Source organism: Streptomyces sp. NPDC047000 (assembly GCF_040644295.1).
GTDB lineage: Bacteria > Actinomycetota > Actinomycetes > Streptomycetales > Streptomycetaceae > Streptomyces.
In genome coordinates this window covers 58,789-81,065 of record NZ_JBEYWE010000006.1, presented here as the reverse complement: position 1 = coordinate 81,065, position 22,277 = coordinate 58,789, and the positions used below count along the sequence as shown (strand labels likewise).

Annotated in this window: 24 protein-coding genes; 17 read left to right on the top strand and 7 right to left on the bottom strand. The window is 70.2% G+C overall.

Annotated features, from left to right (window positions below; all coding sequences use genetic code 11):
• Positions 1–22 precede the first annotated feature (22 nt).
• Entirely contained in the window at positions 23–1,711 is a 1,689-nt protein-coding gene (gene araB / locus ABZ862_RS12525; RefSeq protein WP_360956251.1) for a ribulokinase, read from the bottom strand.
• Positions 1,712–2,064: 353 nt separating this feature from the next.
• Here araB and ABZ862_RS12520 point away from each other — a divergent pair, with 353 nt between their 5' ends.
• The gene (locus ABZ862_RS12520; RefSeq protein ID WP_360956249.1) at positions 2,065–3,951 is read left to right on the top strand and encodes an aminotransferase class I/II-fold pyridoxal phosphate-dependent enzyme; all 1,887 of its coding nucleotides are present in this window, start codon (positions 2,065–2,067) and stop codon (positions 3,949–3,951) included.
• Between the two features lie 26 nt (positions 3,952–3,977).
• Here ABZ862_RS12520 and ABZ862_RS12515 read toward each other — a convergent pair whose 3' ends face one another.
• From ABZ862_RS12515 to ABZ862_RS12505, 3 genes are all read right to left on the bottom strand, one after another.
• Positions 3,978–4,979 (bottom strand): arabinan endo-1,5-alpha-L-arabinosidase, encoded by a 1,002-nt coding sequence (locus ABZ862_RS12515; protein ID WP_360956247.1) that lies wholly within the window; start codon positions 4,977–4,979, stop codon positions 3,978–3,980.
• A 163-nt stretch (positions 4,980–5,142) separates the two neighbouring features.
• Complete coding sequence (locus ABZ862_RS12510; RefSeq protein ID WP_360956245.1) at positions 5,143–6,117, bottom strand: pyridoxal-phosphate dependent enzyme; 975 nt, start codon at positions 6,115–6,117, stop codon at positions 5,143–5,145.
• Positions 6,026–6,604 carry an ATP-binding protein gene (locus ABZ862_RS12505; RefSeq protein WP_360956243.1) on the bottom strand — a complete coding sequence of 193 codons (579 nt, stop codon included), beginning with the start codon at positions 6,602–6,604 and terminating at the stop codon, positions 6,026–6,028. Before ABZ862_RS12505 ends, ABZ862_RS12510 begins: the two co-directional genes overlap by 92 nt.
• Before the next feature lie 172 nt (positions 6,605–6,776).
• Here ABZ862_RS12505 and ABZ862_RS12500 point away from each other — a divergent pair, with 172 nt between their 5' ends.
• The 3 genes from ABZ862_RS12500 to ABZ862_RS12490 all read left to right on the top strand — a co-directional run bounded on the left by ABZ862_RS12500 (position 6,777) and on the right by ABZ862_RS12490 (position 8,477).
• Positions 6,777–7,673 carry a helix-turn-helix transcriptional regulator gene (locus ABZ862_RS12500; RefSeq protein ID WP_360956241.1) on the top strand — a complete coding sequence of 299 codons (897 nt, stop codon included), beginning with the start codon at positions 6,777–6,779 and terminating at the stop codon, positions 7,671–7,673.
• Positions 7,670–7,861: a DUF397 domain-containing protein gene (locus ABZ862_RS12495; RefSeq protein WP_360956239.1), complete on the top strand. Its 192-nt coding sequence runs from the start codon at positions 7,670–7,672 to the stop codon at positions 7,859–7,861. The genes ABZ862_RS12500 and ABZ862_RS12495 overlap by 4 nt, the downstream gene beginning before the upstream one ends.
• A gap of 73 nt (positions 7,862–7,934) precedes the next feature.
• Positions 7,935–8,477, top strand: a complete 543-nt coding sequence (locus tag ABZ862_RS12490; protein WP_360956237.1) for an RHS repeat-associated core domain-containing protein — start codon at positions 7,935–7,937, stop codon at positions 8,475–8,477.
• Here the strand turns inward: ABZ862_RS12490 and ABZ862_RS12485 are convergent.
• A complete protein-coding gene (locus ABZ862_RS12485; protein ID WP_360956235.1) occupies positions 8,443–8,841 on the bottom strand; it encodes a hypothetical protein in 399 nt (132 codons plus the stop codon). The genes ABZ862_RS12490 and ABZ862_RS12485 overlap by 35 nt on opposite strands.
• 654 nt (positions 8,842–9,495) lie before the next feature.
• Between ABZ862_RS12485 and ABZ862_RS12480 the strand changes: the two genes are divergently transcribed.
• The 7 genes from ABZ862_RS12480 (at position 9,496) to ABZ862_RS12450 (ending at position 13,288) form a co-directional block, all read left to right on the top strand.
• Positions 9,496–9,930 (top strand): NUDIX domain-containing protein, encoded by a 435-nt coding sequence (locus ABZ862_RS12480; RefSeq protein WP_360956233.1) that lies wholly within the window; start codon positions 9,496–9,498, stop codon positions 9,928–9,930.
• 30 nt (positions 9,931–9,960) lie between these two features.
• A complete protein-coding gene (locus ABZ862_RS12475; protein WP_360956231.1) occupies positions 9,961–11,220 on the top strand; it encodes a polymorphic toxin-type HINT domain-containing protein in 1,260 nt (419 codons plus the stop codon).
• The gene (locus ABZ862_RS12470) at positions 11,217–11,696 is read left to right on the top strand and encodes a hypothetical protein (protein ID WP_360956230.1); all 480 of its coding nucleotides are present in this window, start codon (positions 11,217–11,219) and stop codon (positions 11,694–11,696) included. Before ABZ862_RS12475 ends, ABZ862_RS12470 begins: the two co-directional genes overlap by 4 nt.
• 215 nt (positions 11,697–11,911) lie before the next feature.
• Entirely contained in the window at positions 11,912–12,106 is a 195-nt protein-coding gene (locus ABZ862_RS12465; RefSeq protein ID WP_360956228.1) for an HYD1 signature containing ADP-ribosyltransferase family protein, read from the top strand.
• A complete protein-coding gene (locus ABZ862_RS12460) occupies positions 12,085–12,363 on the top strand; it encodes a hypothetical protein (protein ID WP_360956226.1) in 279 nt (92 codons plus the stop codon). The genes ABZ862_RS12465 and ABZ862_RS12460 overlap by 22 nt, the downstream gene beginning before the upstream one ends.
• Positions 12,364–12,674: 311 nt before the next feature.
• Positions 12,675–13,061, top strand: a complete 387-nt coding sequence (locus ABZ862_RS12455) for a transposase family protein (protein ID WP_360956660.1) — start codon at positions 12,675–12,677, stop codon at positions 13,059–13,061.
• Entirely contained in the window at positions 12,980–13,288 is a 309-nt protein-coding gene (locus tag ABZ862_RS12450; RefSeq protein WP_360956694.1) for a hypothetical protein, read from the top strand. Before ABZ862_RS12455 ends, ABZ862_RS12450 begins: the two co-directional genes overlap by 82 nt.
• A gap of 246 nt (positions 13,289–13,534) precedes the next feature.
• On the opposite strand, the gene ABZ862_RS12445 is transcribed toward ABZ862_RS12450, so the two are convergent.
• Positions 13,535–14,134 (bottom strand): TIGR03086 family metal-binding protein, encoded by a 600-nt coding sequence (locus ABZ862_RS12445; protein WP_360956224.1) that lies wholly within the window; start codon positions 14,132–14,134, stop codon positions 13,535–13,537.
• Positions 14,135–14,164: 30 nt separating this feature from the next.
• Entirely contained in the window at positions 14,165–14,623 is a 459-nt protein-coding gene (locus ABZ862_RS12440) for an Rrf2 family transcriptional regulator (protein ID WP_360956222.1), read from the bottom strand.
• A gap of 73 nt (positions 14,624–14,696) precedes the next feature.
• Between ABZ862_RS12440 and ABZ862_RS12435 the strand changes: the two genes are divergently transcribed.
• The 6 genes from ABZ862_RS12435 (at position 14,697) to ABZ862_RS12410 (ending at position 22,245) form a co-directional block, all read left to right on the top strand.
• Entirely contained in the window at positions 14,697–17,687 is a 2,991-nt protein-coding gene (locus tag ABZ862_RS12435; RefSeq protein WP_360956220.1) for a beta-galactosidase, read from the top strand.
• 350 nt (positions 17,688–18,037) lie between these two features.
• A complete protein-coding gene (locus ABZ862_RS12430; protein WP_360956218.1) occupies positions 18,038–18,604 on the top strand; it encodes a toxin-antitoxin system, toxin component family protein in 567 nt (188 codons plus the stop codon).
• A 107-nt stretch (positions 18,605–18,711) separates the two neighbouring features.
• Positions 18,712–19,911, top strand: coding sequence for an MAB_1171c family putative transporter (locus tag ABZ862_RS12425; protein ID WP_360956658.1), 1,200 nt, complete (start codon positions 18,712–18,714; stop codon positions 19,909–19,911).
• The gene (locus tag ABZ862_RS12420; protein ID WP_360956216.1) at positions 19,904–21,331 is read left to right on the top strand and encodes a pyridine nucleotide-disulfide oxidoreductase; all 1,428 of its coding nucleotides are present in this window, start codon (positions 19,904–19,906) and stop codon (positions 21,329–21,331) included. The genes ABZ862_RS12425 and ABZ862_RS12420 overlap by 8 nt, the downstream gene beginning before the upstream one ends.
• A gap of 285 nt (positions 21,332–21,616) precedes the next feature.
• Positions 21,617–21,838, top strand: a complete 222-nt coding sequence (locus tag ABZ862_RS12415; RefSeq protein ID WP_360956214.1) for a hypothetical protein — start codon at positions 21,617–21,619, stop codon at positions 21,836–21,838.
• Positions 21,835–22,245, top strand: a complete 411-nt coding sequence (locus ABZ862_RS12410; protein ID WP_360956212.1) for a PIN domain-containing protein — start codon at positions 21,835–21,837, stop codon at positions 22,243–22,245. Before ABZ862_RS12415 ends, ABZ862_RS12410 begins: the two co-directional genes overlap by 4 nt.
• Positions 22,246–22,277: the final 32 nt, after the last annotated feature.

The window sequence follows — 22,277 nt, the reverse complement described above, 5'->3', positions numbered from 1 at the left end:
TTTCGGGCGTGCGGGGCAGGGCTCAGGCGGAGGCTTCGGACGCCTCGGTGCGGAGGCGGCGCAGGCGGTGCATGACCTCGTTGGCCCCGCGGCCGAAGTAGTCGTGCAGCAGCTTGTACTCGGCGAACAGGCGGTCGTAGGCGGCGGCCCGGTCCGGGTCGGGTTCGTAGACGGCCCGGTGGACCTTGCCCATGGCCTGGGCGGCGGCGTGGATGTCCGGGTACGCGCCGGCCGCGACCGCGGCGTGCATCGCCGAGCCGAGGGCGGGGCCCTGCTTGGAGGCGATGACGCTCAGCGGGCGGCGGGTGACGTCGGCGTAGATCTGCATCAGCAGCGCGTTCCTCATCAGGCCGCCCGCGATGATCAGCTCGCGGACCGGCACGCCCGCGGTCTCGAACGCCTCGATGATGGTGCGGGTGCCGAAGGCGGTGGACTCCAGCAGCGCGCGGTAGATCTCCTCGGGCCGGGTGGAGAGCGTCAGGCCCACCAGGACGCCGCTGAGGTCGTGGTCGACCAGGACGGACCGGTTGCCGCTGTGCCAGTCCAGCGCGACCAGGCCGTGCTCGCCGACCTTCTGCGTCTCGGCGAGGGCGGTGAGGTACTCGTGCGGGCTCTGCCCGGCCGCCGCCGCCCGCTCGGCGTACCCGGCGGGCAGGCAGTTCTTCACGAACCAGGCGAAGATGTCGCCGACGCCGCTCTGCCCGGCCTCGTAGCCCCACAGTCCCGGCAGGATGCCGCCGTCGACGACCCCGCACATGCCGGGCACCACGCCCTGCTGGTCGGAGCTCATCACATGGCAGGTGGAGGTGCCCATGATGGCGACCATCTGGCCCGGTTCCACCGCGGCCGCCGCGGGTGCCGTCACATGGGCGTCGACGTTGCCCACGCAGACCGCGATGCCCTCGGGCAGCCCGGTCCACGCGGCGGCCTCGGCACTCAGCCCGCCGGCCCGCGCGCCCAGCTCACCGATGGGGTGCTCCAGCTTGTCGGCCACGAAGCCGGCGAAGTCCGGGTTCAGCGCGGCGAGGTACTCGGGTGTGGGGTAGACGCCGTCCTGGAGCTGGCCCTTGTAGCCGGCGGTGCAGGCGTTGCGCAGATAGGTGCCGCACAGCTGCCACACGATCCAGTCCGCGGCCTCGATCCAGCGCTCGGTGCGGCGGTAGAGCTCCGGGTCCTCCTCCAGCAGTTGCAGCGCCTTGGCGAACTCCCACTCCGAGGAGATCTTGCCGCCGTAGCGCTCGATCCACGGCTCCTTGCGCTCGGTGGCCGTCGCCGTGATCCGGTCGGCGTGGGCCTGGGCGGCGTGGTGCTTCCACAGCTTGACGTAGGCGTGCGGGCGGCCGGTGTACTCGGGGAGTTCGCACAGGGGGGTGCCGTCGGCCAGCACCGGCAGGACCGTGCAGGCGGTGAAGTCCGTGCCGATACCGATCACCTGCTCCGGCCGCACCCCGGCCTGCGCGAGCGCCGCGGGCACCGCGTGGCGCAGGACGTCGACGTAGTCGGCGGGCACCTGAAGGGCCCAGTCGGGGGGCAGCGGTGTGCCGTCGGGCAGCTCCCGGTCGAGGACGGCGTGCGGGTACGCGTACTCCGCCGTTCCCAGCTCCGCGCCGTCCCGGACCCGTACCACCACGGCCCGCCCGGACAGCGTGCCGTAGTCGACTCCCACGACGCAGGGTTCGGGACCCGTCTGCCCATCGTGCTCGGCGCTCATCCGCCGCCTCCTTCCCAAGTGTTCGATATATCGACCACTGTTCGAAATTACAGCCTTATCCTGGCCGGGACGGCGATTCCCGTCAATGGCCGTGCGGCCCCTGAGCGAAGGTTGCGACCGGCGGGGATGCGGGACCCGCCCGGACGCGGAGCCCTGCGGGGCTCGGCCCGGCGTCCTCCCGGGATTCCGCCCGTCTCTCCCCGGCCTCTCCTCACTCTCCTCCTGATCTCCGAACGGTTGAACAACGCGCCGCCCGGCGCCGTACGTAAGGGCGGCCCGCGTTCCCCCGCGCGGGCCGCCCAGAAGACGGCCCCGGTCCTCCCCCCGCCGGGTCCGCCCCGTACGGAGGTTCCATGGCCGACAACGTCACCTCGCTGTTCCGCAGCACCGCGGCGCACAGCCCCTCGATGGCTGCGCTGGCGCGGGAGGGCGGCGAGGGTGCCGGGCCGGTGGACTTCTGCATCCCCTGCAATCCGTACTTCCCCACCCCGGCCATGTTCGAGGACATGGCGTCCCGGCTGCGCGACATCATCACGTACTACCCGAGCGGCGCGGACACCATCACCGCCGAACTGTGCAGTCTGCTCCGGCTGCCCCCGCAGTGCGTGGCGATGGGCAACGGCTCCACCGAACTCATCACCTGGCTCGACCATCTCCTGGTGCGCGAGTCCCTGGCGGTCCCCGTGCCCACCTTCGGCCGCTGGACCGACCAGCCGATGGAGACCGGCAAGCGGGTGGACATGTTCCCGCTCCAGGAGTCCGCCGGTTTCGCCCTCGACCTCGCCCAGTACGGCGAGTTCATCCGCGCGCGCGGCACCCGGACCGCCGTCATCTGCAACCCCAACAACCCCGACGGCGGCTTCCTGCCCAAGCACTCGGTGGTGCAGTTCATGGACGCGATGGCCGACCTGGACCTGGTGGTGATCGACGAGTCGTTCCTCGAGTTCGCCGACGCCGAGGCCGAACCCAGCGTCGTCCAGGAGGCGATGCTGCGGCCCAACGTGGTCGTGCTGCGCAGCCTGGGCAAGAACTTCGGCCTGCACGGCATCCGGTTCGGCTATCTGGTCGCCAACCCGGCACTGGCCGGGCGGGTGCGCTCCATGCTGCCCAAGTGGAACCTCAACTCCTTCGCCGAACACGTGGTGTTCATGCTGAAGGAGCACGGCGCCGAGTACCAGCAGAGCCTCCACCAGGTCCGCCGCGACCGTCTCGACATGGCGAGCCAGCTCTCCGCGCTGCCCGGTCTGACGGTCTACCCCTCCCAGGGGAACTTCCTCTTCGTGCGCCTCCCCGTGGGCGCCGAGGGCACCGTGGTCCGGGACCGGATGCTCACCGAGCACCGGATCCTGGTCCGCGAGTGCGGCAACAAGATCGGTTCGTCCAGCCGCTTCCTGCGTCTCGTGGTGCGCCCCCAGGTCGACGTGCGTCGCCTGGTGTCCGGCCTGGAACAGGTGCTCTACGGGACCAGGAGAGGCGCCGCCGTGCCCGAGCAGGCCGTCGCGAACGGCTACAGCTCGGGTACGGCGGCCGTCGACCGGCTGGTCAGCGAGACCAACGGGGCCGGAATGCGGGGCCTCGCACAGGCCGCCGGCGCCGGCCCCGTCGCGGGGCTGCCCCCCGCCCCGGCCGCCGGCACCGGCATGCCGCTCCCCGTCGCCGCCCAGGCCGCAGTGCCGGGCGCCGACGGGATGCCGGTACCGGCGGCAGCCCCGGTACAGCCCGCACCGGTTCCGGTGCCGGTGCCTGTTCTGGTGCCCGCTCCGGACCCGCTGGCCGCGGGACCGTACCCGATGGGCGTGCCCGAACCACTGGGCCTGCCCGAACCGCTGGGCGTCCCCGAGCCGATGCGGATGCCGGAGCCGATGCGGATGCCTGCCGCGGCGGCGGTAGCGGCACCGATGACCGCACCGGGCATGCCGGGCGTGCAGGGCGTCCCCGCCGCGATGGTCGCGCGCGGGCCGATGCCGGTACCGGCCCAGATGCCCGTACCGGCCCAGATGCAGGCGCCGGGCCCGATGCAGGCGCCGCCCCCGATGGCCCCGCCCGGACCGGTACCCGGCCAGATGAACGCCTCGATGAACGTCCCGATGACCGGTCCCACCCCGCCCGGCGTGCCCGCACGGGGCGGCCTCACCGCCGCCCAGGTCCGCGGCACCAACGGCCTCTCCCCCGCCCCGGCGACGGGCTGGCCCAACCCGCAGAGCTGGCCCAGCGCGGCCGGGACGGGGCAGGCGGGCTGACGGGCCGGCACGCACCCCTGACGCCGTCAGTAGGCGACGGGCCAGCCGCTGCTCCAGTCCAGCAGGTTGATGCCGAGCTTCGGGGTGCCGTTGTCGTCGCCGTCGTAGTAGTGGTAGACGATCAGGTCCCCGTCGACGTCCTTCATGATCGACTGGCCGCCGGGGCCGATGTAGCGCCCGTGCGACTCCAGCACCGGTGTCCCGCCGTTGTCGGTCATCGCGACGCCGCTCTTGTCGTAGTACGGCCCGGTGACGGAGGTGGCCCGGCCGACCTTGACCTTGTAGGTGGAGCTGGTGCCGGCGCAGCAGGTGTCGTACGAGGCGAAGAGGTAGTAATACCCGTTCCGCTTGACGACGTACGGCGCCTCCACGGCCTTCGTCCCGGTCGGGCGGTAGGCGGTCGAGTACCGGGTGGTGTCGGAGGCGAGCTGCTTGCCGGTGGAGGGATCGATCCGGATCATCTTCAGCCCGGTCCACCAGCTCCCGAACGAGAGCCACCACGTGCCGTTGTCGTCGACGAAGAGGTTCGGGTCGATGGCGTTGTAGTCGCTGGAGGTGCTGGAGGTGTAGACGGTGCCGTAGTCGCTCCAGGAGCCCGGCAGCCCGGTCGTCGAACCGGCCAGCCCGATGGCGGACTTGTTGGAGCCGAAGGTGGAGACGGCGTAGTACATCAGGTACTTGCCGCCGTGGTACGAGATGTCCGGCGCCCACGCCTCGGTGGTGCCGTACGACGACCACCAGCTCGGCCGCGTCGAGAAGGCGTCGGCGCCCGCACTGAAGGCGACGCGGTCGGTGGAGGTGTGGTAGGCGAGTCCGCCGCCGGTGGCGTAGAGGAGGTAGCGGCCGTCGGCGGCGCGGATCATCGTCGGGTCGTGCACGACGACGGACCCGGTGACCGTCCCCGGGTTCGGGTACGCGGAGGCGGTCGAGGGCACGAGGGCCAGCAGGACCGCGGCGGGGACGGCGAGCAGCGCCGTTCGGCGGGAGGCACGGCGGTGCTCGCGGGCGGTGCGGGAGGTACGGCTCATCGTGGACGCTCCTTCAGCGCGGGGGCCGTTGCTGTTCGGAATACCGAATGACATTCGCGTCGCCGGACGGGACCGTAAGCTCACGCCCCTCCCGCGTCAATGACCCGCACCGATATCCGAAAGTCTTCGCAACAACCGCCCCGGGGCGGCGCATGGGTGCGGCTCACCTGAGGGGAGCGGCACCGACCCATCGGTGGTAGGCGTCCACGTCGACGTTGCTGCCACAGAGGATGGTGACGACATGCCGGCCCGCGAAGCGGTCACGGTCCTCCAGGACCGCCGCGACGCCGAGCGCGGCCGACGGTTCGACGATCAGGCCGGCGTGGTCGAGGAGCATCCGCATACCGGCGATGATCGACGCCTCCTGGACCAGAACGGCGTCGTCGGCGACCAGGAGGAGGTCGTCCAGGACCGCCGGGATGGGATACCGTCCGGCGACGCCGTCGGCGATGGTGTCGGTCGAGTCGGTGGTGACGACACGTCGCGCGCGCCACGAGTGTGTCATCGCCGGTGCGCCCAGCGGCTGGACGCAGATCACCTCGACGCCTGGTGCCAGGACCTTCATGACATGCCCTACGCCGGTGGCCAGCGCCCCGCCGCCGAGAGCGATCAGTACGGTGTCGAACGACGGCGCGGTGTCCACCAGTTCCAGGCCGATGGTCGCCGCGCCCTCACAGGTCTCGATGTCCAGGCTGTCCTCGACCAGCCGGATGCCGTCGTACCGCGCAATGGCCGCCGCCCGCTCGCGAGCCGTCTCATGGTCGCCGTCCACCAGCTCCAGCCGGGCGCCGAGTGCCCGGATGCGGTCGATCTTGGCCCGGGTCGCATGACGGGATGCCACGACGGTGATGTCGAGCCCCCGGCCGCGGCCGGACCACGCGAGGGCTTGGCCGAGGTTGCCCGCGCTCGCACACACCGCGGCCCGCGAGCCACTGCCGGCCAGCAGGCTCGCGACCACCTCGGTGCCGCGGGCCTTGAAGCTGCGGACCGGGTTCGCCGTTTCGAGCTTGACGCTCACCGCACACCCGAGGCCGGGCTCCAGCGCCTCACAGCGGTACAGCGGACTGTCGAGAAAGACCGGGTCGATCAACCGGCGAGCCGCCCGGATCCGAGCGGTGTCGAGACGCGTCTCCTGCACGACACGGCAGCGTAGCGCCAGCGGCGGCTGGGGCGGCCAGGCCGGGGCCAGGGGTGTGAAAAAGGGCTCGGATCGTCTTGCCGGTGGGTGGGTACGGGACGGTGTCCCAGTGGTCGGCCAGGGCGGTCACGAGGGTCAGGCCGCGGCCTCCGATGCCGAAGGGGTCCGGGGTGGTGTCCTGCGGGGGGATGTCGGGGAGGTGGTCGCCCCGGGCGTCCGTGACCTCGATGTGCAGGGTTTCCGGCGGTAGGGCCCAGGTCAGAGTCAGACGGAAGCCCCGGCCGGGGACCTTGCCGTGCACGGCGGCGTTGTTCGCCAGTTCCGCGACCACCAGTTCGGCACGCTCCGTGATGTTCTCGGGGACGTTCCAGGTGCGCAGCTCGTTCATGGCCAGGAGCCGGGCCAGGCGGGCGCCTCTCGGGGTCGACGACAGCAGCTGGGTGAAGGCGCTGGTGGGGACGTCGACTTGGGGGGTCGGGTGGTTCATGGGAGCCAGCGTGGCGACCCGGGTGGGCGAGCGCGAGCCCCATGCCGCGTACTCCACGTCAGCGTACGGACACAGAGGGTGGACAGTACGCGAACCGATCACTCACTCTGGGTGTTGAACACTGTGCGGCGCAAGGGGCCGCAGTGGTGCGGTACGCGGAGAGGGGCGGCGCATGGACATCGTCAACGGGGACGAGGCCCTGGCCGGGTCCGGGGCCGAGGCCAGGACCGAGTGGAGCGGTGCGTGCGGCGGTGAGCGGGAGCCTCACCCGTCGGACAGTCTGCGGACGTTCGGGGCGGTCGTCCAGGCCCTGCGGGAGCACGCGGGGCTCAGCCGGGCCGAACTGGGCGCGGTCGTGCGGTACTCCAAGCACACCGTCGAGTCGGTGGAACTGGGGCGCCGGATGCCGGACGACTCCTTCGTCGAGCGGACCGAGGAGGCCACCGGGAACACCGGCGCACTGCGGAAGGCCGCCCGGCATCTGACGCGGGGGGAGGCGGGGTTGGCGGCGTGGTTCCGGCGGTGGGCACGGCTGGAGCGGGATGCGGTGAGTCTGTGCACGTACGAGAACCGGTTGGTGCCGGGGCTGTTGCAGTCGGAGGCCTACGCCCGTGCGGTGTTCGACGGCACCATTCCCCTGCGGACCGATGAGGAGCTCGAGGAGCAACTCGGCGCCCGGATGGAGCGGCAGGCGATGATGCGGGAGCGGCCGAAGGTGCCGTTCAGCTTTATCGTCGAGGAGCAGGTCTTCTGGCGTGAATTCGGTGATGCGGAGGCGATGCGGGCACTCATCGATCACGTGCTTGAGCGCACGTCTCTGCGTAACGTCACGCTTCAAGTGGTGCCCCTGCGAGCCAGGTTGCACGCGTGCCTGGACGGGCCGGTGCGGATCTTGGAAACTGCTGAAGGGCAGCGGCTCGCCTACTCCGAGGGACAGCAGAACGGGCGGCTGATTGCTGACCGGAAAGAGGTGAGCCTCCTCTGTCAGCGCTATGACACACTGCGCTCGCAGGCCCTGCCCCCGAGCGAATCCCGGGCCCTGCTGGAGCGACTCCGAGGAGAGCCATGAAGAGCGGCAAGACGGAACTCGCCTGGTTCAAGTCCAGCTACAGCGGCAGCCAGGGCGACGACTGCGTGGAGGTCGCCATGAGCGACCAGGCCGTCCACGTACGGGACTCCAAGGACGTGAGCCGTCCGGCCTTCGCCGTGGGTCGCGGCAGGTGGGACACGTTCGTGAGGTTCGCGTCGGGGCACTGAACGCACCTGACCCACCCGCGCCCGCCTCCCGGTTCTCAAAGGAGGCGGGCGCGGCGTTGTCGAGGCCACCCCTGTGGTCGACGAGAGCGATACCCTCACCTTCCTGATGGTCGGCAAACAGGCCTCCACCCAACTCGCCGTCGACGCCACCACCCGCCGCCGCTACACCCCCTCCGGCGACGAACGCTCCGGCACCCTCCCCGCGGGCACCAGCAACGGGTTCCTCGGCAAGACCGAAGACACCAGCACCGGTCTGTCCCTCCTCGGCGCCCGCGCCTACGACCCCTACTTCGGACGCTTCCTCAGCAACGACCCGCTCCTCACCCCTTACGACCCGCAGGACCTCTCCGGCTACAGCTACAGCCGCAACAACCCGATCGCCTACAGCGACCCCTCCGGACTGAGCTTCACCTCCGAAGACCACAGCGACGGAAGCAACTTGCGCGGATTGCCGGCCTTGGACCGATGTTTATCTGACGTGCAGCGATGGTCCGTAGTCGTTCGTGTGCGTCCGCGACTGTCCGCAGGCGTTGTCACGCAGTCAGACACTCAACGCTGCGGCCTATGTCGAGTGCCGGGGTTCAGGTGGACTCCTGCAGCGCAGCGAGTTCCTTAAGGTCGTTCGCGACCATGACCTGAGCAAGGCGTCCGGCAACGGCCACGACCTCTGGCCAAGAGGGCGACTGTAGATACTCCTCGTCCGAATCGTTGGGCGCCTGGGTCACCACAGCGTTGAGTACGACCCCCAACTGGCGCATGAGAGAGACCTCTTCCTCGGTCCTCAGACTGATACCGAGGAACCGCTCGGGCTCATCGGCGTCACAGAAGTCGTCGAAGAGCGTGTGGAAGACGTGGTCCAGGTTCTCAAACACTGCCGGATCGAGCCAGACATCCCGCTGCCACGGTGGATTCGCCAGAGCCAGAACCACGGGTACAAGGTGGAGTCGATGGTTTGCCATGAGGCGGGCGTCTTCACTCACGGCGCCGACCCTATCGACGGCACCCTGAGGACGCGCCACCATGTCCAGCAAGCCGCCTGGTGAGAAACACGCCATCTTGCCTGACGTCCAGGGCTGCGTGGTAACCCGTGTGGTGGGGGCGGGTGACCTGGGGTACCTGGTCGTGGAGGCGCCGGCTCGCCTGTCGTCACCGGTTGCTGTCGAGTGCCCTTGGCCGCCCTCGCACGGCCCAGGGACGGCCCGGAGTTGATCAAGCCTCCTCGCCGGTCGCCCTCCGGCAGTCACCTTCGACGCACCCCGCCCGAACCTCAGCCGACGACAGCCCGCCACGACAGCGGGTCCGCCGGCAGACGGCGCACGCGTGTGCCTCGCTGCACCCCCACCGGCACCAGCCACGCTACTGGGTTGCCTCGTCGATCAGAGCAAGCTCAGACAGCGGGTCCGTGACGACGATGCGTGAGCTCTCAGCTTGGGAAGCTGCGGGCATTTGAGGGCGGGGAGCGCTGACCTGGGTGAGCGGTAGGTGAGCGGCCCTGTCGAGCCCGGCAGCCTTCCCCGTGATTCCCCGCTGTTCCCCGCTCGTTCTGGTGCGTTAGTGGTGCGCCGGGCCCATCCACGTTCTGGTCTGTTCGGTTCGAGCCTCCTCGCCAGGGTGGGTGCACTACCGTCGGGCCTATGAAGGTCCGTCACAACGTACGTGCGGTTCTGCGCGATGGCGGTCAGCTGGTGTTCCTACGCCGAGGATGGCCGGGCGGGACCTCCTACTACACGACCGTCGGTGGGGGCGTCGAAGCTGACGATGCCGACCTTGAAGCGGCTCTACGCCGTGAAGTGATGGAAGAGATCGGTGCCACGATCGGCCCGGCGAGTGAGTTCCTGACCTTGACCGAGCCTGGTGACAAGGTCAGCGTTGTACACCACTTCTTTCGCGCTGACGTGCTGAACATGGATCTCAACCGCCGCAGCGGCCCCGAGCTTGATGATCCCGACGTAGGCGACTTCTCGCCGGTGCGCGTCGAGTTGGACGCGTCAGCCGTGAGAGCGCTTGAACTCCATCCGCCCGAACTCGCCGACTACCTGAGGGAACACGCCGAGAATTGGGGTGCCTGAGGGGCGGCACGATGGTCAAACTTTGGGGCGATGACTGCTTCGTCCCGAAGCAACGACTGCAGCCGCGTCGATTGCACAGAGGGAACCCCTGCCAATGACCTCAGCGGCGGCGGCACCGGTTCAGGCTCCAACACCGGTTCCGGTACCGGCACGGGCACGGGCACGGGCTGCAGTTCGTACGGATACATGGCTGCCGAATCCTGCAGCATTCAAGGGGCCTACAACGGAGACGCCAGAGAGGCTGCGGCCGAACTTCTTGGCGCACTGACCACCTTCGTCACCTACTCGTTGTGCGAAGCCGCGGCCGCGGCTGGAGCCCCTGAAACTCTCGGCGCGAGTGCCGGGGCCGGAATCACCGGATGCGGATTCATGGCAGGCGCTGCGGGCGCTGCCATAAAGGACGCCAACGACAGCGACAAAGAATCCAATGGTGAAACGCTCTACGATATGACCGCCGGAGCAGCGTGGGGCGGTGCAGGAGAATATCTGGCCAACGGCTACGGATCGGTCAAGGGAAATCCGTGCGCCAACAGCTTCCTACCCGACGAAGACGTCCGAATGGCCGACGGCACCGCACGACACATCAAGGACGTGAAGGTCAGAGAAAAGGTCCTTGCGACCAACCCGGAAACCGGCAAGACCGAACCGCGAACCGTCCTCGCCACCATCATCACCAAGGACGACAAAGACTTCACCGAAATCACGGTGAAATCCCACAAATCCAACTCCGGCATAATCGCAACCGCCCACCACCCCTTTTGGTCTCCCAGCAGCCACTCCTGGGTCGACGCCAGCGACCTACAGCCCGGCATGACGCTGCGCACAGAGACCGGAGCATTCGTCCCCGTCGTCGCGACACGCACCTTCAACGACTCGCACGTCACCCGCAATCTGACCATCGACGGTCTCCACACGTACTATGTGCTGGCGGGGGCCACACCGGTCTTGGTGCACAATTGCGCGGCACCCAACATTCGGATTTCTCCGGCGGCATCGGACTGGGCCACGAAGGGTGCGCACATGCACGTTGGCAGTTCCGAAATACGAGTCTTCCCGAACGGTGACGGAGGAGTCGGTTTCGAAGGGATTCGCCTCAGCAACGGAATGGCTAGCGCGCGCGATGTGGCGACTGCCCGAAGTGCCATCATGAACAATCCGGAGCTTAGGGCCGACCTTATCGACAAGGCGCGATCTGCCATGGCTGATATGAATGACCACAACTGGGGGAATTCGCTCAACCGGGCACCTGAAATGCACTTCCTGATCAAGGCGCTGGAGAAGATCGAGTGACGGCCATCAGCTTCCTTGCGCGTGTGGCAGTGACGGGAACCGTCGCAGGTCTGGGCCTCGGTAGCTCGGCTGAACAGATCCGTGATGCGCTCGGAGACCAATGCGTCGCAGACCGCAGGAAGAAGTCTCTCCGTCTGGACTACGGTCTTCTGGAATTCAGCTTGTTCGCTGGATCCTGCGAGGGCATCGCTGTCCAGGTTCATCGGCTAACGGGCGGGCCTGAGCAGGTTATTCCCGACGCCTTGAGACCCTCCCTTTCTGAGCTCTCGCGAACGGTTTCGTTCGAATCTCTGCGTAGTGAAATCGAAAGGGATGGTTCCTATGCCTTGGAGGAGCTCCGGGGGCAATCTGGATATCGGTGCTATCGCGTCTCGAAATCTCACGTGATTCTCTTCGTCGTTGATGAATTTGCGAGCGAAGGTGAGTTGCTCGCGCCTGGCGATCTGTGGTCGATCATGATCTCTGGGCGCAGTTGACGGCAACGCGGGACGCCGGAGCCCCCACGAGGTTGGCTGGTTCGGGTCTGTACGGTGAGTGGTGTAACTCCCGAGCAGGAAGTGGAAGTTGATGACCACTGACGTGAGTGTCTTCGAGAGTGAAGGTTGGGCCGCCGGGTCGGCTGCTGGGGTGGATGACGAGCTGGTCACTCAGTTGGTGGCCCGGGCCCGGGCGGACGGGCTGCGGCTGACCGGTGAGCCCAAAGGATGCGGAAAGCGCGCTAGGCATCGGTCGAGGTCGAGGAAACAAAGTGCTCGAGTTTGATGTCCCGGCGGATCGAGTGACATCGCGCTACAACGCCAAGTACGGATTTACGGAATGGGTCGCAACCGGCGACCTGGAGGTTTCGAATATCACTGTGAGGCGATGGCGGAAGCGACCCCGGTGAAAATTTCATTGGCCGATGCGATCGAAGCTGCTAAGGATCTAAATGAATACGTGGTCTGTTTTGACAGAATTTTCTCGCGACTGGGTACTGGCGAGTATCGTCCGGAAATCCTGGCTGACTACATGGTCGACAGACAAGTGATGCAGCGACTTGCTCGGTTGCGCGAGAAGGTTTTCGACGCGCTCGAGGTCGCCATTGGAGTAGACGAGGCAGAGAAGGTCGCCGAAGAAGCATATTTCTACGAAGACCCAGCCTGAGTGCGGATTAGCCCATACGTCGTAAACGGCCCGCCGGATCCCCGGCGGCCTGTTTCTGCTCCTGTGTGGGACGTCCGACCAGGGGGGTTTCAAAGTCCTGATGCTCATGAATCTGCGCAGGTCACGGCGTGCGACGGTGTATCGGTAACCCGCCACGTATGCAACGAAGCTCCGGTTGAAGGGGTGACCTTGCCAAGTCGCCCTGCCCAACCGAACCGGAGCTTCGATGTGCCGTCAGTCTGCCAGTGTCTGTCTGACCAAGTCACCTTCGTGTCAGCATCGTCAGCTTGCCGACGCGGCTTGGGACGCTGGTGGATCTGTGTTGCCGGCGAGGGAAGCGTCACCCGTTCGTAAGCGTTCTGCTGGCGGCCTGCTCGTCCGTGGTGGCCGGTGCCAGGTCCTTCGCGGCAATCGGTCAGTGGGCACGAAGCGCAGCACAGGCCGCCCTCGCCCGACTCGACGCCCGTACAGTCTCGGTGTTCCGCGTCCGCATCGCACCAAGTACGGCAACGATCCGCCGGATCATCAACCAGGTCTGCCCCGGTGGCCTTGCCGATCTCCTCGGAGCCGACCCCACGGGGGCCGGCCGACTGGGGCCTGCTCCCAAGGAGGGTAAATGGCGTTCGGCGTCCGAGTTCTGGAAGAGAACGGCCTTGTCGTGGACAAGATCGTGGCAGATGGAAATTTTAACCCGGTAATGAAGGGTGTGGATGCAAAGAAATACCCGACGATGGCATCATTGGACCCGTGCGGTGACACGGCCCTGAACTACCTGCAGTGCGATTTCCTCATCGGTGAACTTCGAGACGGGGCCGAATTCCTGGCGGCCATAGGCGTGGGTGACGGTGCCGTGCAGAGCTTGGTCCGTCTGTGTGAGCTGGTGCGTGCCGAGCCTCACAGGCGCCTCGTGTTCATCGGTGACTGACGATCTCGTGCAGGGCAGACAGAGAGACGTCGAGCTGCCGCATGGCATCGCCCACCTGAAGAACTGGCGTGCCCTGGCCCGTCGCCTCGGTCCCCGGGAGCAGTTGAGCGACACCGCCCGCGCCGTCGCCGGCCGGTCCTCTCTCCCATCGGCAGACCGCGGACTTGGCCCAGCACGGCAGATGTGGCAGAACCCGGGGCCTCACCCACCCGAGATCCCCGCGGAGTGGTCCTGGCGCCGGCCGGGCTACCGCTTCCCCGGCCAGCCCGGGTCGCGGCCGAGGAGGAGGAGTGTCCGGTCGAGCGGGCCGGTCGCGGCCGTCGTGTCCAGCGCGGGCCGGAACGCGGCGTCCTCGTGCTCGCGGGCGGGTCCGGTGGGGACCTGTTCGGCGATCGGCAGCACGGCGGTCAGCAGGTCCGCGTCGAAATCGGCCCGGATTCCGAGGGAGACGGCGACGTCCCAGCCGTGCACCACGTAGTCCAGGAGGTGGAACCCGATCGCCTGCGGCGCCGGGAACGTCTGCCCGCCGCGGATCTCCGGAAGCCAGAACGAGCGGGTCGGCACGTCCTCCTCGGCGAAAGCGGCCGTGACCTCCGCGGCCGACGCCGCGAACACCCCCGCCGGATCGTCGTCGACCGGGCGGTCGGCCCACACGCCGCGGTCACGGGTCTCGCCCCGGGCCGCCGCCGCGAAGCCGTGGTTCTGCCCCGTCATGTGCGCCAGCAGCTGCCGCAGCGTCCACTGCCCGCACGGTGTAGGACGGTCGAGCAGGCGGGCGTCGACCTGATGGACGAGGGACTCGGTGATCTTCAGTGCGCGCGCGTCCAACTCACGGATGTCCGTCATACGGGCGATCGTACGCACCGGGTGCGGACGCTACGGGTTGGTCCACGACGCCGGTTCCGCCGCCAGGAGTTGCACCGTCTCCGGCAGGGTTCCCGTCGCCAGGTCGGCGATCGTGACGCCCTCCAGGACGCGCCGGACGCCCGCGCGCAGGGCGATCCAGAGCGGGAGCAGCGGTTCGGCGGTGCCTCGGTAGGACAGTTCCGTCGGGCGTTCGCCGCGTACCGAGACGATCGGGCCGTCGACCGCGCGGATGACGTCGGCCACGGTGATCTCCGTCGCCTCGCGGGCGAGACGGTAGCCGCCGCCCCCGCCGCGCCGGCTCACGGCGATCCCGCCGCGCCGCAGATCACCGAGGATCCCCTCCAGAAATTTGTGCGGAATGTCCTGTGCGGTGGCGATCTCCTCGGCCTTCACCGTGCCGTCGCCCTGCCGTACGGCGAGCTCCAGTGCCGCCCGTACCGCGTAATCCGCGCGTGCCGAGATCCTCATGCGTCCATTGTGGGTGCGCGACCGGGGAGAATGTCGGGGCCGCGCCCCGTGAACATCGCGCAGGAGGCTTTCCTTGGCGCTCAGCAGACGATCTTTCAGTGCCCTCACCGGTACCGCCGCGCTCGGGCTCGCCCTGGGCGGCAGCGGCGGCCCGGGAGCGCCTTCGGCGTACGCGGCACACATCGTGCCGACCGGGCCGCCGCCCGCCCCGCCGCGGGCGGACCGCGCGCGGCACACGGTCGGGTTCGACCGCCACTCGCTGCTGATCGACGGGAAGCGGCTGGTGCTGTGGTCGGGCGAGATGCACCCGTTCCGGCTGCCGAGTCCGTCGCTGTGGCGGGACGTGCTGGAGAAGATGCGGGCGTACGGCTACAACGCGGTCAGCGTGTACGCGGCGTGGAACTACCACTCCCCCGCGCCCGGACGGTACGACTTCACCGGCGTGCGCGACCTGGACCTGTTCCTGCGCACGGCCGCCGAGACCGGGCTGTACGTGATCATGCGGCCCGGCCCGTACATCAACGCGGAGGTCGACGGCGGCGGCTTCCCCGGCTGGCTCACCGCGACGCAGGGCACCGCCCGGACCGACGACCCGACGTATCTGGCGTACGCCGACGAATGGCTGACGGCGGTCAACGGGATCGTGCGGCGCCATCTGTTCACCCACGGCACCGGCACCGTCCTGCTCTACCAGATCGAGAACGAGTACGACGCCCATGTCGCCGACGGCACCGGCGCGGCCTACATGGCGCACCTGTACCGCAAGGTGCGCGCCGACGGCATCGACGTCCCCCTCTTCCACAACGACAAGGGCCGCAACGGCTACTGGACCCCCGGATCGTTCGACACCGGTGGTGAGAAGGGCCGTTGGCTGTACGGCTTCGACGGGTATCCGGCGCCGTCCCAGGTGCCGCCGGACTGGGGGCGGTTCGGGCCCGGCGGGCTCAGGGGCGGGGCGACGGCCAGCCCGCACACACCCGGGTTCGTGCCGGAGTTCGGGGGCGGCTGGTTCGACCCGTGGGGCGGCGCGGAGTTCGGCGGCAAGGGGTACGACGGGTCGCGGCGCACCCGGGACGCGGCCTACGAGCGGCGTTTCTACCTCACCAACCTCGCCAACGGCATCTCCCTGCACAACGTCTACATGACCTTCGGCGGCACCTCGTGGGGCTGGCTGCCCGCCCCGCAGGTCTACACGTCGTACGACTACGGCGCCGCCCTCGACGAGGCCCGCAACGCGACGGCGAAGCTCGCCCCGATGCACCAGCTCGGCCATCTGCTCCAGCGGGTGCCCGACTTCGCCCGGCTGGACCGGGCGGCGGACGTGGCGGCCGGGGACGCGCGGGTACGGACGTACCACCTGACCAACCCGGACACCGGCACCCATGTGTACGTCCTGCGCAACGACGGGACGGAGGACGTCCGCGCGCGGCTCACCACCCGCGAGGCGGGCGAACTCGCCGTGCCGGTCGCGGCGCACGACGCCCGGCTGCTGGTCACCGGCCTCGCGCTCGGGCCGCGGAGACTGAAGTCCGCCACGGTGACGCCGATGATGTTCCTGACGGCGGGGCGGCGCGACATCGCCGTGTTCGCGGGGCCGCGGGACGAGATGGCCCACATCGTCCTGCAACTGCCGGCGGCGGCGCGGCCGACCCGGCTCGACCAGGCGGCGGCCTGGGTGTACGAGGGCGACGAACTGCACATCACGGCGCGGCTCGGCGACGGCGGACCGGCCCGCGTCCTGGTCGAGGGCGGCGGCTCCGACCGGCCCCTGCTGGTGATGCTGGCGGACGACACGACGGCGCTGCGCCTGTTCCCCCGCGACACGCCGTCCGGGACCGTCCTGGTACACGGCCCGGCGCTGCTGCGCTCCGCCGCGGTGCACGGCGACACGGTCCGGCTCACCGGTGACGTGACCGACGCGGCGGATCTCGAGGTGTGGGCGCCGCGCGGCGTACGGCAGGTGACCTGGAACGGGACCGCCGTACCGGTGCGGGCCGACGACGGCGCGGGCAGTCTGCGCGCCCGCACGCCGCTGCCCGCCGTGCCCGCGGTACGGCTGCCCGAGCTGACGGGCTGGCGGCGGCGCGCCGAGAACCCGGAGGCGGCGCCCGGCTTCGACGACTCGGCGTGGCAGCCGGCCGGCCTCACCGCGTCGAACAGCACCACCCCGGTCCCGGACGGGCAGCCGGTGCTCTTCGCGGACGACTACGGCTTCCACTACGGCGACGTCTGGTACCGGGGCCGCTTCCGCACCGGCAAGGGCGGCGTGACCGAGGTGTCCCTCGGCTACAGCACCGGCACGCAGGGACTGCTGATGGCCTGGCTGGACGGGGTGCCGCTGGGCGTGCACCGGATGCCGGTGCCGGACAGTGCGACCGTGCGGAAGGGGACCTGGACGGCGACGGCGGTCCTCAGGGTGCCGAAGAAGCTGCGCAGGCGGGGCGGACGGGTGCTGTCCGTGCTGGTGCGGCGGATGCAGCACGACATGGACGGCCGGGCGCAGGACACCCACAAGGCGGCGCGCGGCCTGACCGGTGTCTCCCTGAAGGCCGCCAAGGGGGCCGCTCCGAAGGTGAGCTGGCGCATCCAGGGCGAGGCGGCGCCGGACCCGGTGCGCGGGCCGCAGAACAACGGCGGGCTGTACGGGGAGCGGCACGGCTGGCATCTGCCGGGCGGCGGGGAGCACGGCTGGACGCCGGTGTCCTTCCCGCACACGGAGCGACGGCAGGGGGTCACCTGGTACCGGACGACGTTCCGGCTGGCGGTGGATCAGCGGGTGGACGCGTCGGTCGGCCTGCACCTGGACGACGACCCGGGGCGCGCCTACCGCGCGCAGATCTTCCTCAACGGCTGGAACATGGGCCAGTACATCAACGACGTGGGCCCGCAGCACACGTTCGTGCTGCCGGGCGGCATCCTGCGCACCCGGGGCACCAACACGCTGGCGCTGGCCGTGCTGTCCGACGGCACCACGGAGGCGGGGCCGGGGGACGTCCGGCTGACGTTGCTGGGCAGCGCGGCGGGCGGGGTGCCGGTGACGGCGGTGGCCTCACCGGGGCACTGAGGGCGCCCTCCGCTCCGGGGCGGCCGGAGTTCCGCTCCGGGCGCCGGGAGCGCGTCCCGGAGCGGAGGGGACGCCTCCCGGAGCGCCGGGGTGGGGTGGCGGGGCAACCGCGGGACCGCCGCTCAGGACGGTCGTTCAACGGCGAGGTACGGGCACCGGATCCCCTGCCGCGGGCGCTTCCGGGCGCGTAGGCTCGGTGCCGCTGCCGACCGACACACCGCCCGACGCGGTGAGATGGGGGTTCAATGGACTTCGCGGGCGCGCGGGCACGGGTGATCCGGTTCGCCGCGCGGCTGAGACCCCGCCGTCCGGGTTCCCGCAGGCCGGGTTCCCGCCGTTCCGGTTCCGCGATGCGACAGCTCGCCGCCGACCTCACCGGCGCCCTCCGGGCCCGGCCCGAACCCCTTTCCGACGTAGCGGAGTTGTGCCGGGCGCTGTGTGCGGAGATGGGCGCGCACCGGGGCGGCCGGCCGGTCGAGCTGCGCTTCGAGCGGTTCCCCGACGAACTCGAAGTGACCGGTCTGTGGGTGGAGTTCGACGACTTCGACCTGGTCATCGTGGAGGAGCGCGCCGAAGCGGTACAGCAACTGGTGATCCTCGGACACGAGTTGTGGCATCTGCACGCCGGGCACCGACATCACCCGATCGGCCCGGTCGGCCCGGCCGCCTCGCACGCGCTGGCCCGCTGGGACGACGAGACGCTCTCCCCCGGCCTGTCGGCCTCCCTGGAACGCGGCGGCACCCCGATCGCCGCCCGCAACGGCTCCCGCGAGGCCGACGAGGCGGAGGCCGACGACTTCGGGCACCGGCTGGCCGCCCTGCTGCGCGGCAGACTGGCCGGCGGGGACGCCGAGCGGCCCCTCGACCCGGTGCAGCGGACCCTGGGCTACCGCGGCCGCCGCGGTGCGGTGCGGTGACGGCCTTAGGCGCGGCCGGCCCCCTCGCGCCCGGCCCCCTCGCTGCCTGCCCACTCGCGGCCGACGTCCTCGCGGCGGGCGGCGGAACCTCGTACGTCTCCTTCTGGCTGCCCACGACCGTCCTGACCGCCGCCCTCGCGATCAAACTGCCCGGCATCGTGAAGATGTGGCGTGACCCGCTGCTGCGTGCGGTGGGCGGGCTGCTGGTGTTCGCCTGCGCGGTGTTCGTGTTCGCCGCGCCGCGCACCATCACCTGGACCAACCAGGTCGCCGGTGTCCCCAACATCGCTGCGCCGTGGGTGTATTCGCTGCTCACCGCGCTGTGCGCGTCCTGGCTGCTGCTGATCATCGCCTGGCGCAACGGGCTGGCCGACCGCTCCGCCGCCACCCGCCGCGTCACCCGCTGGGTGATCGCCGCGTACGCGGGGGTGGTCGTCGCGTTATGGGTGCTGTTCGCCCTCGCCGACGTCCCCGTGGAACGCCCGCGCGACCTCGACACGTACTACGCGAACACGCCGTTCATGCGCGAGGAGATCCTGCTCTACCTCCTCGCGCACACTGTGGCCTGCACCGTCACCGCCCGGCTGATCTGGAACTGGATCCGCACCCCCGGTCTCGACGGCTGGCTGCGCGGAGGCCTGCGCTTCCTCGGCTTCGGCTACAGCACCAACCTGCTGTTCGACGCGGCCAAGCTGACCGCCGTGGGCGCCCGGTGGAGCGGTCACGACCTGGACTGGCTGAGCACCGACCTCGCCCCGTCCGCCGCCTGCGTCTCCGCCACCCTGGTCGCGGTGGGCTTCATCCTCCCGCACGCCGGGCAGTACGCGGCCGAACAGCGCCGGATCCGGGCGGGGCACCGGGCGCTGCGGCCGCTGGAGCGGCTGCTGCGCGGTGTCACGGGCGGCCGGGAGCCGTTCACCCCGCGTGCCACCGCCGAACTGCGGCTGATCCGCCGTGAGACGTTCATCCGCGACGCCCTGCTCCAGCTCTCCCGGTACCTCGACGAGGGCCTGCGGGCCCGGGCCCGCGCCGCGGCCCTCGCCCTCGGCCACGACACCGGCCGGGCGGACGCCCTCGCCGCGGCCGTGGCGGTCCTGGACGCGGTGGAGACCCGCCGGCACGCCCCGGACCCCGGCACCGTCACGCCACCGCCGCTCTCCGCCTGCGCCTCGCCCTCCGGCCCGGACCCGGCCTATCTGCTCCAGGAGATCCAGGCCGTGTCCCGGGCGCTGAGCCGTCCCGACGAGATCACGGCGGTACGTGCCCGCGCGGCCGCCCCGGCAGAGAGCGTGCCCGCGCATGACTGACCGCCCCTCCGCCCGCCCCTCCCCCGCGAGAAGCGCCGTCGTCCTCGGGGGATCCCTGGCCGGCCTGCTCACGGCGTGTGCCCTGGCCTGCTTCACGCGGGTCACCGTCGTGGAGCGCGATGTGCTCCCGGCGGGGCCTCAGCCGCGCAGGGGGCTGCCGCAGGCCCGGCACGCCCACATGCTGTGGTCGGGCGGCGTCCTGGCGATGGAGGAGCTGCTGCCGGGCATCGGCGTGGAGCTCGCCGCCGTGGGAGCCCGCCGCACCCCGGTGACGACGGACGTCGTCGCGCTGTCCGCGCAGGGCTGGTTCCGGCGCTGGCCCGAGTCCCACCACGTGGTGCTGGCGAGCCGGGACCTGCTGGACGCCACGGTACGGGCGCGGGTCCTCTCCGACGGCCGGATCGGACTCCTCGACGGCACCGAGGCGCTCGGCCTCACCGGCACCGACCTCGCGGTGACGGGCGTACGGGTACGGGAGCCCGGCGGCCGGGAACGCGTCCTGGAGGCGGATCTCGTCGTCGACGCCACCGGCCGGGGCTCGTCGGCACCCCGCTGGCTCACCTCGCTGGGCCTGCCCGAGGCGGAACGCCGGGAGGTCGACTCCGGTCTGGTGTACGCGAGCCGGCTGTATCTGGCGCCGGAAGGGGCCCGCGACGGCTTCCCCGTCGTCAATGTGCAGCCCGCGCCACGGCACGGCAGACACGGCAGCGGTGGCGGTCCCGGCCGCTCGGGCTGGCTGCTGCCCATCGAGAACGGCCGCTGGATCGTCACCCTGTCCGGCACCCGCGGCGGCGAACCGACCGCCGGCAACGCCGACTTCGTGCCCTTCGCCCGCGACGGGCTGCGCCACCCGCTGCTCGGCGAGCTGCTGGAGCACGCCGAGCCGCTCACCGACGTGACCCTGACCCGCTCCACCGTCAACCGGCGTCACCACTACGAGCGGATGCCGGTGTGGCCCGACGGTCTCACCGTCGTCGGCGACGCGCTCGCCGCGTTCAACCCGGTCTACGGCCACGGCATGTCGGTCGCCGCGCAGAGCGCCGTACGGCTGCGGGACACCGTGCGCCGGTACGGCTGGGGCTCACCCGGCCTGTCCCGCCGGGTGCAGCGGGCGGTGGCCCGGCCGGTCGGCGCGGCATGGGACCTGGCCATCGGGCAGGACGTGTTCTACCCCGGCGCCACCGAGCACGGCCCGACCCTGCGCGACCGCCTGGTGTCGGCCTACGTCGCCCGCCTGATGCACACCGCCACCGGCAACGGCCGCATGGCCCGCCGCGTCACGGACGTCACGTCCCTGGAACACGAGCCCCCGGTGCTCCTCACCCCGGGAACACTCCTGGCAGCGGCGATAGGCCCCCTGAAACCCCCACTCCCCGGCCCGCCCCTGACCCCGGAGGAACGCAAGGCCGCAGGCCTGTAGACCACGCGCCACCCACGCCACGACGGCCGCGCGCTCCGTTGTCCCGGCTCGCCGATGCCGCGCCAGTGGCGAACCGGATCGGCGGAGGCGCGAACGAGGCCGCGGCCCTGGATCATGTCCGGGCAGACGGGTCGCCCTCGGCGGCCCCTCCGGCCGGCTTCGTTTCACTTGTTGCGGTAATCCTGAAGGCTGGGACTCTCCGCGAAGAACAAGGGACGGATCACGTGGGTGTCTGGTCTCTGTCCTTGTTCGCCGTTCCCTGCGGGGCGTCCCTATCCTGGCGTCATGAGCACCTTGCGTGAAGAACTGCACGAGCTGATCGACCGGCTTCCGGAGTCGCAGGTAGCGCCGATACTGGCTCTCGTGCGGGAGAGCACTCCGGCCGAAGACGGCGGGGACGAGTGGCCGCTGCCCGACTTCGTCGGCGCGCTGTCCAGCGGCAAGGGTGATCTGGGTGCCCGTTCCGGCGAGATCCTCCGCGCCGAGATGGGACGCGAAGCCGAGTGATCATTTGGGACACCGGGGCGCTGGTCGCGGCCGCCGATGCCGACGACCAGGACCACGCCCGCTGCGTCGAGCTCATGCGACGCACCCCTCGCCCGCTGCTGGTGCCTTACCCCGTGCTCACCGAGGTCTGCTACCTCTTGGAGCGCGAGCACGGTACCCGTGCGGAAGCCGCCTTCCTGCGCTCCATCCGTACCGGTCAGATCAGCCTGGTCCCCCTGGCCGCCCAGGACGTCGACCGCATGGTGGAGTTGGTGGAGAAGTACGCCGACTTCCCCCTCGGCGCGGTCGACGCCTCCGTCTTCGCCGTCGCCGAACGTCTCGGCGCGGACGCCATCGCCACGCTCGATCGCCGCCACTTCAGCGTCGTCCGCCCCAGGGCGCCTCTCTTCTTCACTCTGCTGCCATAAGGCGTGGCCCTGGTCGGCCGGGGTCGCACGGA